This window comes from Rhizobium sp. BK376, assembly GCF_004341625.1.
In the GTDB taxonomy this organism is placed as follows: domain Bacteria; phylum Pseudomonadota; class Alphaproteobacteria; order Rhizobiales; family Rhizobiaceae; genus Rhizobium.
Genome location: NZ_SLZG01000027.1, coordinates 44,270 through 59,175, shown reverse-complemented (window position 1 = coordinate 59,175; position 14,906 = coordinate 44,270). Strand labels below are relative to the sequence as shown.

The 14,906-nt window shown below is 59.1% G+C and carries 13 protein-coding genes and 1 pseudogene; all 14 read left to right on the top strand.

Going from position 1 to position 14,906, the window contains the following annotated elements:
- Positions 1-358 precede the first annotated feature (358 nt).
- The 14 genes and pseudogenes from EV561_RS31720 (at position 359) to EV561_RS31655 (ending at position 14,640) form a co-directional block, all read left to right on the top strand.
- Positions 359-1,411: a histidine kinase dimerization/phosphoacceptor domain -containing protein gene (locus EV561_RS31720; protein WP_132527895.1), complete on the top strand. Its 1,053-nt coding sequence runs from the start codon at positions 359-361 to the stop codon at positions 1,409-1,411.
- A gap of 69 nt (positions 1,412-1,480) precedes the next feature.
- Positions 1,481-1,870, top strand: coding sequence for a response regulator (locus EV561_RS31715; protein WP_132527887.1), 390 nt, complete (start codon positions 1,481-1,483; stop codon positions 1,868-1,870).
- Between the two features lie 85 nt (positions 1,871-1,955).
- Positions 1,956-3,065, top strand: coding sequence for an AI-2E family transporter (locus EV561_RS31710; protein ID WP_132527886.1), 1,110 nt, complete (start codon positions 1,956-1,958; stop codon positions 3,063-3,065).
- A 170-nt stretch (positions 3,066-3,235) separates the two neighbouring features.
- Positions 3,236-3,580, top strand: a pseudogene (locus EV561_RS31705) (plasmid pRiA4b ORF-3 family protein); the annotation flags it as partial.
- A gap of 490 nt (positions 3,581-4,070) precedes the next feature.
- The gene (locus EV561_RS31700; RefSeq protein WP_245513122.1) at positions 4,071-5,633 is read left to right on the top strand and encodes a sugar ABC transporter ATP-binding protein; all 1,563 of its coding nucleotides are present in this window, start codon (positions 4,071-4,073) and stop codon (positions 5,631-5,633) included.
- The gene (locus EV561_RS31695) at positions 5,630-6,607 is read left to right on the top strand and encodes an ABC transporter permease (RefSeq protein WP_132527885.1); all 978 of its coding nucleotides are present in this window, start codon (positions 5,630-5,632) and stop codon (positions 6,605-6,607) included. The genes EV561_RS31700 and EV561_RS31695 overlap by 4 nt, the downstream gene beginning before the upstream one ends.
- On the top strand, positions 6,604-7,623 hold the full coding sequence (locus EV561_RS31690) for an ABC transporter permease (RefSeq protein WP_132527884.1): 1,020 nt from the start codon (positions 6,604-6,606) through the stop codon (positions 7,621-7,623). Before EV561_RS31695 ends, EV561_RS31690 begins: the two co-directional genes overlap by 4 nt.
- A gap of 51 nt (positions 7,624-7,674) precedes the next feature.
- Positions 7,675-8,886 (top strand): sugar ABC transporter substrate-binding protein, encoded by a 1,212-nt coding sequence (locus EV561_RS31685; protein ID WP_132527883.1) that lies wholly within the window; start codon positions 7,675-7,677, stop codon positions 8,884-8,886.
- A gap of 135 nt (positions 8,887-9,021) precedes the next feature.
- Positions 9,022-10,065 carry a LacI family DNA-binding transcriptional regulator gene (locus EV561_RS31680; RefSeq protein ID WP_132527882.1) on the top strand — a complete coding sequence of 348 codons (1,044 nt, stop codon included), beginning with the start codon at positions 9,022-9,024 and terminating at the stop codon, positions 10,063-10,065.
- On the top strand, positions 10,062-10,631 hold the full coding sequence (locus tag EV561_RS31675) for a hypothetical protein (RefSeq protein WP_132527881.1): 570 nt from the start codon (positions 10,062-10,064) through the stop codon (positions 10,629-10,631). The genes EV561_RS31680 and EV561_RS31675 overlap by 4 nt, the downstream gene beginning before the upstream one ends.
- A gap of 21 nt (positions 10,632-10,652) precedes the next feature.
- Positions 10,653-11,543, top strand: coding sequence for an N-acyl homoserine lactonase family protein (locus EV561_RS31670; protein ID WP_132527880.1), 891 nt, complete (start codon positions 10,653-10,655; stop codon positions 11,541-11,543).
- The gene (locus EV561_RS31665; RefSeq protein WP_132527879.1) at positions 11,543-12,502 is read left to right on the top strand and encodes a 3-hydroxyacyl-CoA dehydrogenase; all 960 of its coding nucleotides are present in this window, start codon (positions 11,543-11,545) and stop codon (positions 12,500-12,502) included. The genes EV561_RS31670 and EV561_RS31665 overlap by 1 nt, the downstream gene beginning before the upstream one ends.
- A gap of 72 nt (positions 12,503-12,574) precedes the next feature.
- On the top strand, positions 12,575-13,885 hold the full coding sequence (hisD, locus tag EV561_RS31660) for a histidinol dehydrogenase (RefSeq protein WP_132527878.1): 1,311 nt from the start codon (positions 12,575-12,577) through the stop codon (positions 13,883-13,885).
- Positions 13,885-14,640: an SDR family NAD(P)-dependent oxidoreductase gene (locus EV561_RS31655; protein WP_132527877.1), complete on the top strand. Its 756-nt coding sequence runs from the start codon at positions 13,885-13,887 to the stop codon at positions 14,638-14,640. Before hisD ends, EV561_RS31655 begins: the two co-directional genes overlap by 1 nt.
- The last annotated feature ends 266 nt before the right edge of the window (positions 14,641-14,906 follow it).

Below are 14,906 nucleotides of genomic sequence, written 5' to 3'. Positions count from 1 at the left end.
AAGCAAATATCGACGGTGGATATATGGACCAACCGCCGCACCTTGTCAACTTTTAGTTTTCAGGACAAGCAGATTCAGCATATGGTTGCAGTCTCAAACTTTACATCTGGCCGTGATCCTTGTGACCCGTTTTGTCAGCAAGGTCAAAATTAGCCGGACTGTCCTGAGCCTCCCTGATGCGATATCTTTGGCGAGCATTGAAGAACCGCCTTGTGACCTGCCGTGTCAATTAAGTGTGGTGCTGATCCACAGTAGACGTGCTACGGTATGTCAGAGCGTCCGTCTAGGTTTGCGTTGGCGGCGTTCCTGCCGAGTGATGGCTCGCTGCGCGAGTTTTCGGCCCCTGAGGGCCATTTCCATGTCAAAAGAACCGATTGCTCATTTTGAAGCGGCGAGCACGCTTGCCGTGGTGGTCTCGTCGAACGAGCCGTTGCTTTTCTTGTCCGCAGACCAGAAGGTTATTGCAGCCAGCACGTCGTTCTGCCGGACCTTTGAGATCGATCCAGCGACAATTCCCGGCAGAGCGCTCAGTGAGCTTGGAAACGGCGAATGGGCAATGCCAAAACTCGCTTCGCTGCTGAAGGCGACAGCGTCCGGGAGTGCCAGGATCAAAGCCTACGAGATCGACCTCAAACGGTCTGAGCGGAAGACACGTCAGTTGATCGTCAATGCGCAGGTTCTCGACGACGGCAACAAGGACCATACCCGGCTCCTGGTGGCCATCACCGACGTGACTGACGCGCGTGCCGAAGCAAAACAGAAAGACGATCTCGTCCGGGAGAAGGCAATCCTGATACAGGAAGTCCAGCACCGGGTGGCAAACAGTCTTCAGATTATCGCGAGCGTCCTTATGCAAAGCGCTCGTCGGATGCAGTCAGAGGAAGCACGCGGACATCTTCACGATGCCCATAACCGGGTCATGTCGATCGCGGCCGTGCAGAAGCAACTCTCAACATCATCTGGCGGCATCGTCGAGCTTCGCAGCTATTTCACGCAACTTTGCGAGAGCCTCGGCGCATCGATGATTGCCGATGAGGATCGGCTCTCGATTTCGGTGACGGTTGACGACAGCGCCGTTGAAGCGGACGTGTCCATAAGCCTGGGGCTGATCGTGACGGAATTGGTGATCAATGCTCTGAAGCACGCCTTCGCCCAGCAGGAGACGGGCAGGATCGTGATCGACTATCGCTCGGACCGCACTGACTGGACCCTCACGGTGACCGACAACGGCGTCGGCATGCCAGCCGGCAGCGATGCACCCAAGGCTGGCCTCGGCACCGGTATCGTCGAGGCGCTTGCCAGGAATTTGCGGGGCGAGATTAACTTGTCTGATGCAAACCCAGGCACGGCCGTGAGGATCAGTCATCGCGGCGACGCCGACCGCCGAACCAGAATTCCGGCGGCGGCATAGGAACCGATCACTCGCTGAAACGCTAATCCGAGCCCGGCTTTCCAGGCTCACACGAAAATCGAGTGGCATATGTTTAATGGCAAGGCAGTCGTGCTGGTGGTCGAAGACAGCGCTATCATTCGAATGGGCGCCGTCGACCTGGTGCAATCTGCGGGCTACGAGGCGCTTGAGGCGAGCAATGCCGACGAGGCAATTCGAATCCTGGAATCGAGAGCCGATATCGACCTGGTGTTCACCGACGTGCAGATGCCGGGAACGATGGACGGGATCAAGCTATCCCACTACATCCGCGATCGATGGCCGCCGGTGAAGTTGATTGTTGCTTCGGGCATGGCGATCCTCGAAGAGAGCAGCCTTCCCAAGGGGAGCCGGTTCTTCTCAAAGCCCTACAACAACCATGCCATAGCAGATGCAATGGCCGGCATGCTTTCGGGCGACTTTAGGATTCCCACCGCATAAGGAGCCGCCTCACCTGCCGAAGCTGTCTTGTGCTAAATTCTTGTATAGCTGGTGAGAAAAGAGACCGGCGAGGAACAAGGCAGACATGTCAATTCAGCGTACGAGCTTTTACGTCCTTCTGGCGCTTGTGACGATCGCGTTCATCTGGCTGCTTATTCCCTATTACAGCGCTGTCTTTTGGGCCGTTATCCTGGCAATCATTTTCTTTCCGGTGCACAAGCGACTGGAGCATTTGTTAGGAGGCCGCCGCGGCATCGCCGCCCTGCTGACGGTGTTGATGTGCATATGCCTCGTTATCGTGCCGGCAATGATCATTCTCGGGTCACTTATCCAGGAAGGAACCAGCCTTTACCAACGGATCAGCAGCAACGAAATCGATCTCAATGGATATCTGGTCCGGATCCAGAATGCCCTGCCCGCCTTTATCGAAAACTGGCTGACCTCACTAAAGCTCGGCGGTTTTTCGGAATTGGGCGCGAACATTTCGTCGGGCGTCGTGCAGGCAAGCCGGTCGATCGGCGGCAGCGTGCTCAGCTTTGGTCAAAATACCCTGCAGTTCTTCATCAGCTTCGGCATCATGCTGTACCTGCTTTTCTTCCTGTTCAGAGATGGCGCTGACCTCAGCGGCAAGATCCGGCATGCCATCCCGTTGAGCGACGATTATACGCGGCAGTTTCTCGACAAGTTTTCTGCTGTCGTGCGCGCTACCGTCAAGGGAAACATCATCATCGCGATCGTCCAGGGCACGATCGGCGGCGTGGCATTCTGGGCTCTGGGTGTAGAGGCCGCTCTGTTATGGGGCGTGACGATGACGTTCCTGTCGATGCTGCCTGCTATCGGAGCGGCGCTCGTATGGGGTCCGGCTGCTATCTGGTTGGTCCTCGTGGGAGCCTGGCTGAAAGCAGCGATCCTCGTTCTCATCGGTATCTTCGTTATCGGGCTGATCGACAATCTGCTGCGCCCGCCGTTGGTCGGCAAGGGAACGAGACTGCCCGACTACGTCGTGCTGATCTCGACAGTCGGCGGCATCTCCCTGTTCGGCATCAACGGCTTCGTCATCGGCCCCCTGATCGCCGCTTTGTTTATCGCCGCATGGTCGATTTTCGCCGAACAGCGCAATGCTGAGAGATCAAAGTCCAAAGTATTGAGTGAGGATTCATCGGCTTCCCGGCACTTTAAAGCAGGACGAGAGTGATGAAGGCAGGTGATGGGACGAGCTTGCGAGCCTGTCTATAGGCGCGATGGCGCGTTTCTACACCGACGCCCAGACAACTGGAAGCAATACCACAAATCCGCATCCACCATCGCACGATCTATTGCTACCGCCATGCGGTGATCTCAGGCCTCCCCGGCCTTTGCCGGCATGTCTTCAGTTACCACTATGATTTCGGGGATGGCTGGCGACACACAGTTGCGGTCGAGCAGTTCTTGACGCTCGCCGCTACGCCCAAACACGGGAGCTGTGTCGCCGGGGAAAGGGCGCGACCGCCCGAAGATGTTGGTGGCGTATCGGGATATGAGCGTTTCCTGGAGATCATCGCCGATCGGGAAGATCCAGAATATGCTGAAACCATTCGGTGGTGCGGTGGCTACTTTGATCCGGAATGGTTCGACCTTTCGATCGCGGACAAAGATCTGCGCAATGCTCTACGCTCGAAAGTCAAACGGCGTCTGTATCAACCGAAGCCGAAAGTTGCCTCGAAGAACTAAGTTTGAGCGAGTTGTAGGTAGGACGCCTTGAAGGGAACCGAACCAGCGACCACGCGGACACAAAGCCATCCGCTTCGAATTTCTCGACAGCGGCTCGAGGGGTGGCCTGCGTTCTTGGAAATCCAAACTCCCAACGGGCGATTGGGTCGCCCAAGGAACAGATCAGAGGTGGCAGAAGCAGGCCCCATGCGGGCATGCTTCGAACAATGTGACGGTACCTTTGCAGATCTTCGTGTCAGCTCATTTACCAAATCGTTCGTCTACGAACTTACGCCGGTACTGAAATGCACCGATACTCGGCCGTAAGCTGTGTCGTGGTGTGACTGAAGTCCGTCCTGCGTGAACGGCGCCCCAGAAAAATTCTGAACGCAAATAGCCCTTCCCCCTTGACGATAGGATTCCGCAAGAGCTTAATGCAAACGTTCTCAGAGAACGTTTGCTGAGAACGTTTCCAATGGATCTCCGCGTTCATTGGGTCGGGAGGAATGCCGTGTCAACATTGAATGCAATGGCGCCGAGCCCGGCGTCGGGGGAGACTGTCGCCCTGCTGTCGGAGGGACTAACCAAGTCCTACGGCGCCACGGTGGCGCTGGAATCGGCTGACATTGCCCTGAAAGCGGGCGAGGTCCACGCGTTGCTTGGCGAAAATGGCGCAGGCAAATCGACCCTGGTCAAGATCATTACGGGCGCCGTTACCGCCAATCGCGGCCGGATGCTGCTGCATGGCGCTCCCTTCGCGCCGGCGTCCATCAACGAAGCACGCAGCTTTGGCGTAGCGACGGCATTCCAGGAACTAAGCTTGATACCGAACCTGTCGGTCGCACAGAACTTGCTGTTGCCGCGACTTCCCAAGACGGCGGGAGGCCTGGTTTCGCATCGTGAAACGATCCGACAGGCAACGGACGTTCTCGCGCACTACGAGCTTTCGCGCATCGATCCCTCTGCCGAAATGGCAAGCGTGCCGATGGCGGATCGTCAACGTCTGGAGATCGTGCGGGCACTCAAGAATGCAGAACGTGTTCTGGTTCTCGACGAACCAACGGCCGCGCTGGCGGAAACTGATTGGCTTTTTGGTGAAATCGCCAAGGTAACCGCCAAGGGTGTCGCGGTCCTCTATATATCGCATCGGCTCGCAGAGGTTCGTGAAATCTGCCAAAGCGCCACCGTGCTTCGAAACGGTCGCACAATTGCAACCGTTTCCCTCAAGGACGCAAGCGACGACAATATATTCGAGATGATGGTTGGCCGACCGGTGTCCCATCAACGACCGGCTCGGCGCTTGGCCACGGCCTTGAGACCAGCTCCGAGAATCGATGTCGAGGATCTGTCTGGTTCCATGCTTGGCGGCGTTTCCTTCGGCATCGAGCCCGGGGAGATCGTCGGCGTCGCGGCGCTGGAGGGTCAGGGACAACGCTCGCTATTCCGGATACTGTGCGGCCTGCAGCCGCCATCCAGCGGAACGATCCGCATCGATGGCAAGACACGGTCCTATTCGTCGCCACGGCAGGCGCTCAAAGCGGGATCGGGCATCGCCTATCTGCCTGAAGAGCGCAAGACTGAGGGCATCCTCGCGGGTCTGACGGCAGCAACGAACGTCGTTCTCCCCGTTCTACCGAGGCTTTCGGCGGCTGGTGTTATCGCCCGTGGCGCAGAGCCGAGGCTGGCGAAGGAGGAGGCCGCCAAGGTCGACATGAACGAGCGTTATCTCTCGTTTGCGATCGGCGATCTGTCGGGGGGCAATCAGCAGAAGGCCCTGATCGCGCGCACTTTTGCCAGTGGCGCGCAAACTCTGCTGCTTTTCGATCCCACACGCGGCGTGGATGTCGGCACGAAACAGTCGATCTACAACGCGATCCGGGCCTTCGCGCAGGAGGGCGGCGCGGTCCTCTTCTACTCATCGGAACTGCCGGAGATCGTTCAGCTCGCTGACCGGTGTCTGGTTCTCTATCAGGGCAAGGTCGTCAAGACGTTTGAAGGCGATGCGATCGTTGAGCGCCAGATCGTTGCAGCGATGATCGGCCATGGCGAAGAGCCCCGGAGGGCAAACAGATGAGCGGTTCGGTCCATTCCGGCAATCGCCGGCCGCTCGCCTCCTACATCAAGGGCTCGGTCCTGATCTGCATTCTGTACTTCCTGCTTTACGCAGCCTATGTCGCGCAGCAGCCCCGGGCGCTCAATGCCGGCGCGATCGCCAATCTCGTCAACAACACCGTCCCGCTTGCGCTGGCTGCGGCCGGACAGGCCTTCGTCGTCATCGTCAAGGGGTTCGATCTGTCGCTCGCCGGTGTCGTCTCGGTCACCAATGTGGTGATGGCGGTCTATCCGCTGGAGGGACCGGGCGGCGCCTTCGCATCCCTGATTATCTGCCTTGCCATCGGTGCTGTCGTGGGGGCGATAAATGGCTGGCTCGTCGCCTATCTACGTATCCAGTCGATAGCGGCGACGCTTGCGACGATGATCGTCTGCAAGGGTGTGGCCCTCGTCATTCTCGACGCGCCAGGCGGGTCGGTGGCCGAATGGGTCAGCGATGAACTGACCGATCGTCTCTTCAATCTCCCGGTTTCGGGAATGATCCTCGCACTCGTCGTAGTTGTCTGGCTTCTCGTGCGCCGGACGGATCTCGGCATTTCCATGTATGCGATCGGCGCCGATGAGACCGCCGCGGCTCTGTCCGGCGTGAATGTCAGATGGGTGCGCTTCATGGCTTTCGTCAGCGCGGGAATGCTCTTCGGACTTGCAGGCTATATGCTGAGCGCGCAGACGGCAACCGGAAGCCCGACCGCAGGTGACCCTCTGCTGATGCTGTCCTTTGCGGCGGTTGCGCTCGGTGGAACCTCGCTTTCGGGCGGCAAGGGTGGTCTCTTCGCTTCGATCGTCGGGGCAGCCACGCTCACGCTCCTTCAAAAGCTTCTGTTTTCGAGTGGCGTTTCATCCTTCTACACCGGGATCTTTCAAGGTGCCGTCCTCATCCTCGCGGTCGTCTTCAGCGGCCTGCTGTCACACTTCGCAATCGGGAGGAAGGCATGACGACGGCTCCCCAATCCAACGCCGATTTCGGCTCCGTCGCCGACAAGCGTGCGAGCAGCACAGTCAGCAGGGAAACTATCAGCGCGGTAACCGTGACGGTACTGTGCATCCTCATGCTTTTCGGCTCACGCTTCATCAGTCCCGGCCTTGGGTCCTGGGCGCAGGTGGAGACCGTCCTGGTACTCGGGTCCTTCCTCGTGGTTCTCTGCTTCGGGCAAGGCGTTGTCGTCTTGACCGGAGGTCTCGATCTTTCGCTTCCATCGCTGATCACGCTCGGAGGAATTTTATCGACCGGCCTGGTGGGCGATCACAACCCGGCGCAGCTGTTGCTCTTGCCTGTCGTGCTTCTGGCATGCGGTGCGGTCGGTCTCATGACGGGACTGGGCGTCGTTTTCCTGCGGGTGCCGCCCTTCATCATGAGCATGGCCGTTGCGATCATCGTCGCGTCCGCCGCGCTCGGATTCACCGAAGGCACGCCGCGTGGCGCCGCCCCGGAATCTCTTCAGGCGCTGATGAAGGGCGATCTGTTTGGCTTGAAGTGGTCGATCATCTTTCTGATCGGCTTCGTGATCTTCGGCTGGCTCGTGCAGAGCCGGACGGTCCTGGGGCGCTACATGTATGCGGTTGGAACCAACGTCGAAGCTGCCAGGATCGCTGGCGTCCCGGTCAATGTCGCCCGCATCCTTCCCTATGTGATCAGCGCCATCTGCTCGGGCTTTGTCGGAATGATGCTTGTTGGCTATTCCAACGGCGCAACACTTCGCATGGGTGACGACTACTTGCTGCCGTCGATTGCGGCGGTCGTCATCGGCGGATCGTCCATCCTCGGTGGTCGCGGAACGTTTCTCGGAACCGTCAGCGGAGCAATCCTGCTGACCACGCTTGGAACCATCATTTCAGCCATCGGCCTCAGCTTCGGCCTGAGGAGCATCATCGAAGGATTCATCATTCTCGTCGCCCTGCTTCTTCTGCGCGACGAGATTTTCGAGCGGTTGCGCGCGATCCGCAGGACGTAACGCGTCAAGGGGAAGCCGCCCCAAATCCAATCATCAACGGAGGAGTGAAACATGAAAAGCAAGTTTTCGCGTGGCGTTGCAACGGCCTTGGGCCTGCTGGCAGCAGCCGGCATGTGGACCGCTGACGCGCATGCGGCAGACAAGAAGCTCAAGATCTATCTGAGCCTGAGCTATTCGGGCAACGCCTGGCAGTCGGAAGCCGCCAATATCGTCAAGGCGCTCGCAGCCACGCCGCCCTACAATGACCAAGTCGAGTTGAAGGAGGTCATTTCCGGCACCGACCCGCAGGCGCAAATCTCCGCCTATGAAAGCATGATCGACGATGGGGCCGACGGCATCATCAGCTTCCCGATTTCCTCGACCGCGCTGAACCGCACGATCAAGCGCGGTTGCGACCAAGGCACGCTATTCTTCATGTACGACGCGACGGTGACCGAAAAGTGCGCCTATAACGTCAGCTACGTGACTGCCGGCTTCGGGGAAAATTCGGCGCAGGCACTGGTCAACGCGCTGGGCGGCAAGGGTAACATCTTCCTCAGCCGCGGCGTCCCGGGCAACTCGGTCGACAAGCGCCACACGGATGGCGCGATGAGTGTCTTCAACAAATATCCGGGTATCAAGGTCGTTGCCGAATATTATTCCTACTGGGACGACCGGACGACACAGCAGGAAACCGCCAAGGCTCTTGCCGCCCATCCCGAAGTTGACGGTATCTGGGCCCAGGCCGGTGAATACGGTGCGATCCAGGCTCTCCTCGACAAGGGCGGAAAGCTCGTCCCGGTCACCGGCGAAAACTCCAATGGCTTCCGCCTGGCGCTCGCCGATCCCGCTATGAAGGCGAAGGGGCTGACCGGTGTTTCGGCCGGCTCTCCGCCGGCGACGGCCGGCTATGCCTTCAAGGTGATGATGGAAGTCCTGCAGAAGAAGCGTGACCTGAAGCCGGAAAACATCGAATATCCGCTGCCGTGGGTACCGGCCGACAAGGTCAAGCTTTGCAAGGGCGATAAGTTCGAGGACGGTTGCAACGCTTTCCCGGCTGACAAGGTGCCGTCCTCCTTCGTCACGGAAGTTCTCAACCCAGAACTTCTGCCGGAACTGTCCATCCAGTCTGCGCTTAATGGGACGCCGACGCCAGGTGCCACGATCCAGCCGCTGCCGAAGGACATCAAGAAGGCACCGGATGCTCCCGGGATCAATTGCGACAAATGCGAGGCTCCAGCCGACCAGTACAAGCTCACCAAGATCGACGCCACGGTGAACTAACAAAACCGATGATGCCGGTCTCAGGGTCGGCATCATCGCCCCCGACGACCCGAACAACTGGATAAACCTGGAATTGAAAGTAGTGTGCGTGGAATCGATGGATCGTCCATCAGAATAAACCGCACGGAGATTGAAGTGAAAAGGCCCGAAAAACAGTCACTTGCGAAGAAGCGCATTACCGTGAAGGACGTTGCCCGGGAACTGGGGATGTCAGTCTCGACGGTATCGCGCGCATTCTACCCGGACGCTGTTGTTGCGGACGCCACGCGAGAGGTCGTGCTCGAAAAGGCACGCTCCATGGGCTACAAGCCCAACCCCTATGCGCAAAGCCTGATCACCAAGCGGACGCGGATTGTTGGCGTTGTCGTTGCCGATCTCAGCAACCCGTTCTATCCGGAAGTTATGACGCGGCTCACGGCCGATCTGCAGCGCGAAGGGATGAACGTGATGCTGGTCGCCGCACGCGAAACGGGCGAAGTCGATGCGGCGGTCCATGTTCTCTTGTCCTATCAGCCCGATCTCGTGGTCATTGTTGCCGCGCCCATGTCGACCCACGCGATCGCCGAGTGCGAAAATGCCGGAAGCCCGTGTATCTTCTTCAATCGCCTGGCGGGGGCGGAAAGCCAGCATGGCGTGACGTGCGACAACGTGCTTGGCGGCGCCATGGTAGCGGATTATCTTGCTGATCTGGGGCATACCCGGCTTGCCTATGTTTCTGCCTTTCCCGATGCATCGACCAACGTTGAACGCGGACGTGGCTTCACCGATCGGGCGTTGGCCAGAGGATTGTCCGGTCCGATCGTCATCGAAGCCGGAAGCTTCACCTATGAGGCCGGATTTCAGGCCGCGCTCAACGCGCGAAAACTTGAAACCCTGCCCGATGCCGTTTTTTGTGCAAACGATATCGTCGGCATCGGTTTTGCGGACGGCCTCCGTTCGACGGGCCTGTCGATTCCCGCCGATCTCTCTGTCGTCGGCTTCGACGATGTCTCCATGGCCGCCTGGCCATCCCATTCATTGACCACCGTGCAACAGCCGATCGACCAGATGCTGGCGGTCACGGTCGATCTTGCGACGAAATTGTCTTCCTCGCCGCGTCTTCCGCCCCAGATCCATCGGATCGCGCCGGGAGCCCTCGTCGAGCGTCAGAGCACCAGAGCGCGGGGTTACGCATCATGACATCGCGTGGAAATGCGAAACAATTCGAGCGGTTGGCAATCCTCCACCGTCCCGATTGCGCCCTGCTTCAAGAAGGCACCGAACCGCCCGCCGATCCGCAAGCGGGGCTCGCCGGACTGATAAGCGACCATCTGGTGGACTATGCCGTCGAGGTTCGTCCCATTTACGAAGCGCTTCGCAGGGTCGTCGGCCAGATCGCCGGTCTCCTGATCCTGGCGCAGTTGACGCGGCGCGCCGAAGTGCTGGAATTGCCCGAACTTCTGGCCTGCCAAGCCCGGTGCGAGGAGGCAGAGGAGCGCCTTAGAGCACTGACCGAAAAACGCGGCGTTCCTGCAGCGCATGTGCGGGCGCTGGATACGTGCCACCGATTGTGCCGGGCTATTCTCGATTTCTTTCCGCAATGGCGACGCAGCATGGATCCAGATGGCGAATTTGCTCTGATGGAAGAACGCCTGCGGGCCGCATATCAGCATCTGTCGGCGAGCTCCTGGGACAAGGGCGGCCTTGCGATGATCGATTTCCGGAACGCCTGCTGTTCCTGCGAGACACAGATTTCCAAAAACTGACACGATACGGAGGAGTACGACATGGCGGACTATTCGATCTGGGTATGCGAATATTCATATGTGGCGAAATACCACAAAAGCGGCGTGATCTACGGCGCCCATAACCAGGGATATGTGAAGCTTCCCTATTGCTACGTCGTGATCAAGGGCAAAGGCCACACGATCATGGTCGATGTCGGCTACAACAACAAGGAATATGGCAAACATCTCGGCGACAAGTTCGCAGTCGAAAACTGGCGCTCGCCGAGGGATGTTCTGGCAAAGGTCGGAGTAAAACCCGAAGACGTCGATCATTGCTTCATCACACATTGCCACTTCGACCATTTCGGCAATGTCGAGGATTTTCCGAACGCAACATTCTACGTCCAGGAACGCGAGATCTCCAAGTGGGTCTGGGCGATGTCGCTGCCTGATCGCATGCGCTGGATGATGACGGCGGTCGATCCGGGCGACATCGTGCGTGGCGTCGCGCTTGCAAGGGATCGGCGCCTTGTTACCGTTGACGGAGCACGCGAAAACGTCCTGCCGGGCATCGACCTGCATGTCGCGTATGACAGCCATACCTACGGCTCCATGTGGGTGAAAGTGCGAAACGATGGCAAGCCCAATTCCGATGACACCTGGGTGTTGGCGGGCGACCTGGTCTATGTGTTCGACAACCTGAAGGGTGCCGGCCCGGCCGTCGATCTCGACGACATCTATCTACCCGTTGGTTTGGCGGTCGGAAGCCAGACAAACCTCGTTCTTGCGACCGAGGAGATGCTCTCCCATGTCGACTATGAGGTGCGCCGCGTCATCCCCGTTCACGAGGAACGCCTTCGGGACGCATTTCCGTCCCATGTTGCCGAAGATGGCCTGCGCATCACCGAGATCTGCCTTGCCGATGGCGAGGAAACAAGGATCAAAGCCTGATGAGCGGCGGAAAGGTAGCAATCGTTGGTGCAGGGCTGGTCGGCTCGGCGTGGGCGTTGGTCTTCGCTCGCTCAGGCTTCGAGGTTTCGGTTTTCGATCCCTCTAAAGAGGTGTCGGATCGCGTTTTGGGCTGGATGGCTCAGGAGCTTTCGAGCCTGCATGATCTCGGACTTGTCGGCAATGTCGACGAGATATTGTCTCGCGTGACCCTTGCGAAAACGCTGGCCGAAGCTGTCGAAGACGCGATCTACGTTCAGGAATCCGTCTTCGAAACGGTCGAGGCCAAGATCGGGATTTCGATGGACATCGACGCGCTGCTGCCACCCGATGCCTGCGTCGGCTCGTCGTCATCGGGCATTCCGGCCTCCAAGTTCACCGCGGGGTGCCGCAATCGTGAACGCTTCCTGATCGCTCATCCCGTCAACCCGCCGCATCTGGTGCCGGTCGTCGAGCTCGTTCCCGCGCCGTGGACGATACCCAAGGCGGTCGAAACGTGCAGGGCGCTGATGGCGGATATCGGTCAGGTTCCGGTCCAGCTGAAGCGGGAGGTCGACGGCTTCATCCTCAATCGCCTGCAGGGAGCGTTGCTGAACGAGGCATGGGCACTCTACGCGGAAGGCTATGCGGACCTCGCCGACATCGATGCAACCGTGTCGCAAGGACTGGGACTGCGCTGGTCCTTCATGGGGCCTTTCGAAACGATCGATCTCAATGCGCCAGGCGGCATTGCCGATTATGCCCGACGGCTAAGCCCTATGTACCACCAGATGGCGCTCTCCAGACGAGACCCGGCGCCCTGGAGTAGCGAGACGGTCGCCGCCGCCGAGAAGGAACGGCGGCAGAGCCTCAAATCCGAGGACCTCGGCGAGCGTCGCCGCTGGCGCGACCACAAGCTCGCCCAGCTGAGTGCGTTCAAGACACGTGTCTTCGGCAGCGCGAAGGAACCGTCGCAATCCTGATTATCCCCGCTGCGAAGGCGAGAACCTGCTTTCCTCGCAGCATTTTTTGCCATTCATAAGGAGTGACGCAATATGGCAATTCACCATCTGAAGACGGGCAAGCCGGCGACGGAGAGGTCCGAAGACGACGCAAAGGTGCGTGAGACCGTCGAAGCGATCCTCAAGGATATCGAAAAGCGCGGCGATGCGGCCGTTCGTGAACTGGCGGAAAAATTCGATCATTACACGCCGGCATCGTTCAAGCTTTCGCCGGGTGAAATTGAAGCCATCATGAGCCGGGTTTCCACCCGCGACATGGAGGATATCAAGTTCGCGCAAGCACAGGTCAGGAATTTCGCGCAGGCTCAGCGGGATTCGATGCTGGATATTGAAGTCGAACCGCTCCCGGGCGTCATCCTCGGCCATAAGAACATACCCGTGCAGTCGGTCGGCTGCTATATCCCGGGTGGCAAGTTCCCGATGGTCGCTTCCGCCCACATGTCGGTCGCAACCGCGTCGGTTGCCGGCGTTCCGAGCATCCTCGCCGCCACGCCTCCCTTCAAGGGCGAACCCAACCCGGCCGTGATAGCGGCCATTCATCTCGGCGGCGCGCACGAGATCTATGTCCTTGGGGGCATTCAGGCGATCGGCGCGATGGCGCTCGGCACCGAAACGATCAAGCCGGTCGACATGCTGGTCGGTCCTGGAAATGCCTTCGTCGCGGAAGCGAAACGCCAGCTCTACGGCCGTGTGGGCATCGATCTCTTTGCCGGCCCAACGGAGACGATGGTCATCGCGGACGATACCGTCGATTCCGAAATCTGTGCGACCGACCTGCTCGGCCAGGCCGAACACGGCTACAACTCTCCGGCGGTTCTTGTGACTAACAGCCGTAAGCTTGCCGAGGGCACCCTTGCCGAGATCGACAGGCTTTTGAAAATCCTGCCCACCGCTGATACGGCCTCGCGCAGCTGGGAAGATTACGGCGAGGTCATCCTCTGCGATACCCATGACGAGATGCTGGCGGTTGCGAACGATATCGCAAGCGAGCATGTGCAGGTCATGACCGAACGGGACGATTGGTATCTGGAAAATATGCATAGCTACGGCGCCCTGTTCCTTGGACCGCGTACCAACGTTGCCAATGGCGACAAGGTTATCGGTACGAACCACACGCTACCCACGAAGAAGGCCGGCCGCTACACCGGTGGCCTCTGGGTCGGCAAGTTTCTCAAGACCCACAGCTACCAGCGGGTGATCACGGATGAGGCAGCGGCGATGATCGGCGCCTATGGTTCGCGTCTGTGTATGCTCGAGGGCTTTATCGGGCATGCTGAACAATGCAACGTGCGCGTCCGACGCTACGGCGGCCGCAACGTGCCCTACGGCCAGGCTGCCGAATAATGCACAAGGCTATCTTTCGACTGGATGGAAAGCGGGCTCTCGTTACGGGCGCCGGACGCGGCATCGGTCGGGCGGTTGCGATCGCGCTGGCGCAGGAGGGGGCATTCGTCACCTTCTGCGCTCGCAGCCGCAACGAGCTGGAGGAAGCGGTCTCCGAGGTGATCCGGGCCGGAGGGCAAGCCGACCTCTGCGTCGCCGACGTCACGGATATCACCGCCTTTGCAACAGCTGTGGCGGGACATGCGCCCTATGATGTCTTCGTCAACAATGCGGGCATGAACCGGCCGAAGCCTATGGTCGATGTCACCGAGGACGACTTCGATGCGGTCATCGGTCTCAATCTGAGGGCGGCCTATTTTGCGGCACAGACGATGACCAGGACGATGCTCAAAGCCGGGATAGAGGGATCCATCATCAACATCTCGTCGCAGATGGGGCACGTCGGCGCCACCAACCGGTCGCTCTACTGCGCCTCGAAATGGGCGTTGGAAGGTATGACAAAGGCGTTGGCCGTGGAGCTTGGTCCAAGCCGTATCCGCGTCAACACCATCTGTCCCACGTTCGTCGAGACACCGATGACGAAGCCATTTCTGGACAATCCGGCCTTCCGGGAAAGTGTGTTGTCGAAAATCAAGCTTGGACGTTTAGCCCAATTATCCGATGTCGTCGGCGCCGCCATTTTCCTCGCCTCCGAGGCTTCCTTGATGATGACCGGAAGCGCCATTCTACTGGATGGTGGTTGGACTGCGGATTAGATGGCTGGCGCGTAGCTTATGCCAGACGCTGTTGATTTCGGCCACATCAGGATGCCAAGGACGAGAGGTCTTGCTTGCTCTTGAAAGCCCATATGTGGACGGCCGCCCCCAGGTCGCAAGATATTTTGCGATAATTGATCTGAGCGCTTGCGTCCATATGTCCGGCCGGCGATGTCACGTTGTCTGTGGCTTAGGGTTCGCGGATAATGGGGCGGGACGAGCGAACCCACGGTCAGCTATGAGAACCACCGCTTTCCGCCGCAGAT

Coding starts and splice junctions, on each gene's coding strand:
- EV561_RS31720 (WP_132527895.1), top strand. CDS start 359: ATGTCAAAAGAACCGATTGCTCATTTTGAAGCGGCGAGCACGCTTGCC.
- EV561_RS31715 (WP_132527887.1), top strand. CDS start 1,481: ATGTTTAATGGCAAGGCAGTCGTGCTGGTGGTCGAAGACAGCGCTATC.
- EV561_RS31710 (WP_132527886.1), top strand. CDS start 1,956: ATGTCAATTCAGCGTACGAGCTTTTACGTCCTTCTGGCGCTTGTGACG.
- EV561_RS31695 (WP_132527885.1), top strand. CDS start 5,630: ATGAGCGGTTCGGTCCATTCCGGCAATCGCCGGCCGCTCGCCTCCTAC.
- EV561_RS31690 (WP_132527884.1), top strand. CDS start 6,604: ATGACGACGGCTCCCCAATCCAACGCCGATTTCGGCTCCGTCGCCGAC.
- EV561_RS31685 (WP_132527883.1), top strand. CDS start 7,675: ATGAAAAGCAAGTTTTCGCGTGGCGTTGCAACGGCCTTGGGCCTGCTG.
- EV561_RS31675 (WP_132527881.1), top strand. CDS start 10,062: ATGACATCGCGTGGAAATGCGAAACAATTCGAGCGGTTGGCAATCCTC.
- EV561_RS31670 (WP_132527880.1), top strand. CDS start 10,653: ATGGCGGACTATTCGATCTGGGTATGCGAATATTCATATGTGGCGAAA.
- EV561_RS31665 (WP_132527879.1), top strand. CDS start 11,543: ATGAGCGGCGGAAAGGTAGCAATCGTTGGTGCAGGGCTGGTCGGCTCG.
- hisD (WP_132527878.1), top strand. CDS start 12,575: ATGGCAATTCACCATCTGAAGACGGGCAAGCCGGCGACGGAGAGGTCC.
- EV561_RS31655 (WP_132527877.1), top strand. CDS start 13,885: ATGCACAAGGCTATCTTTCGACTGGATGGAAAGCGGGCTCTCGTTACG.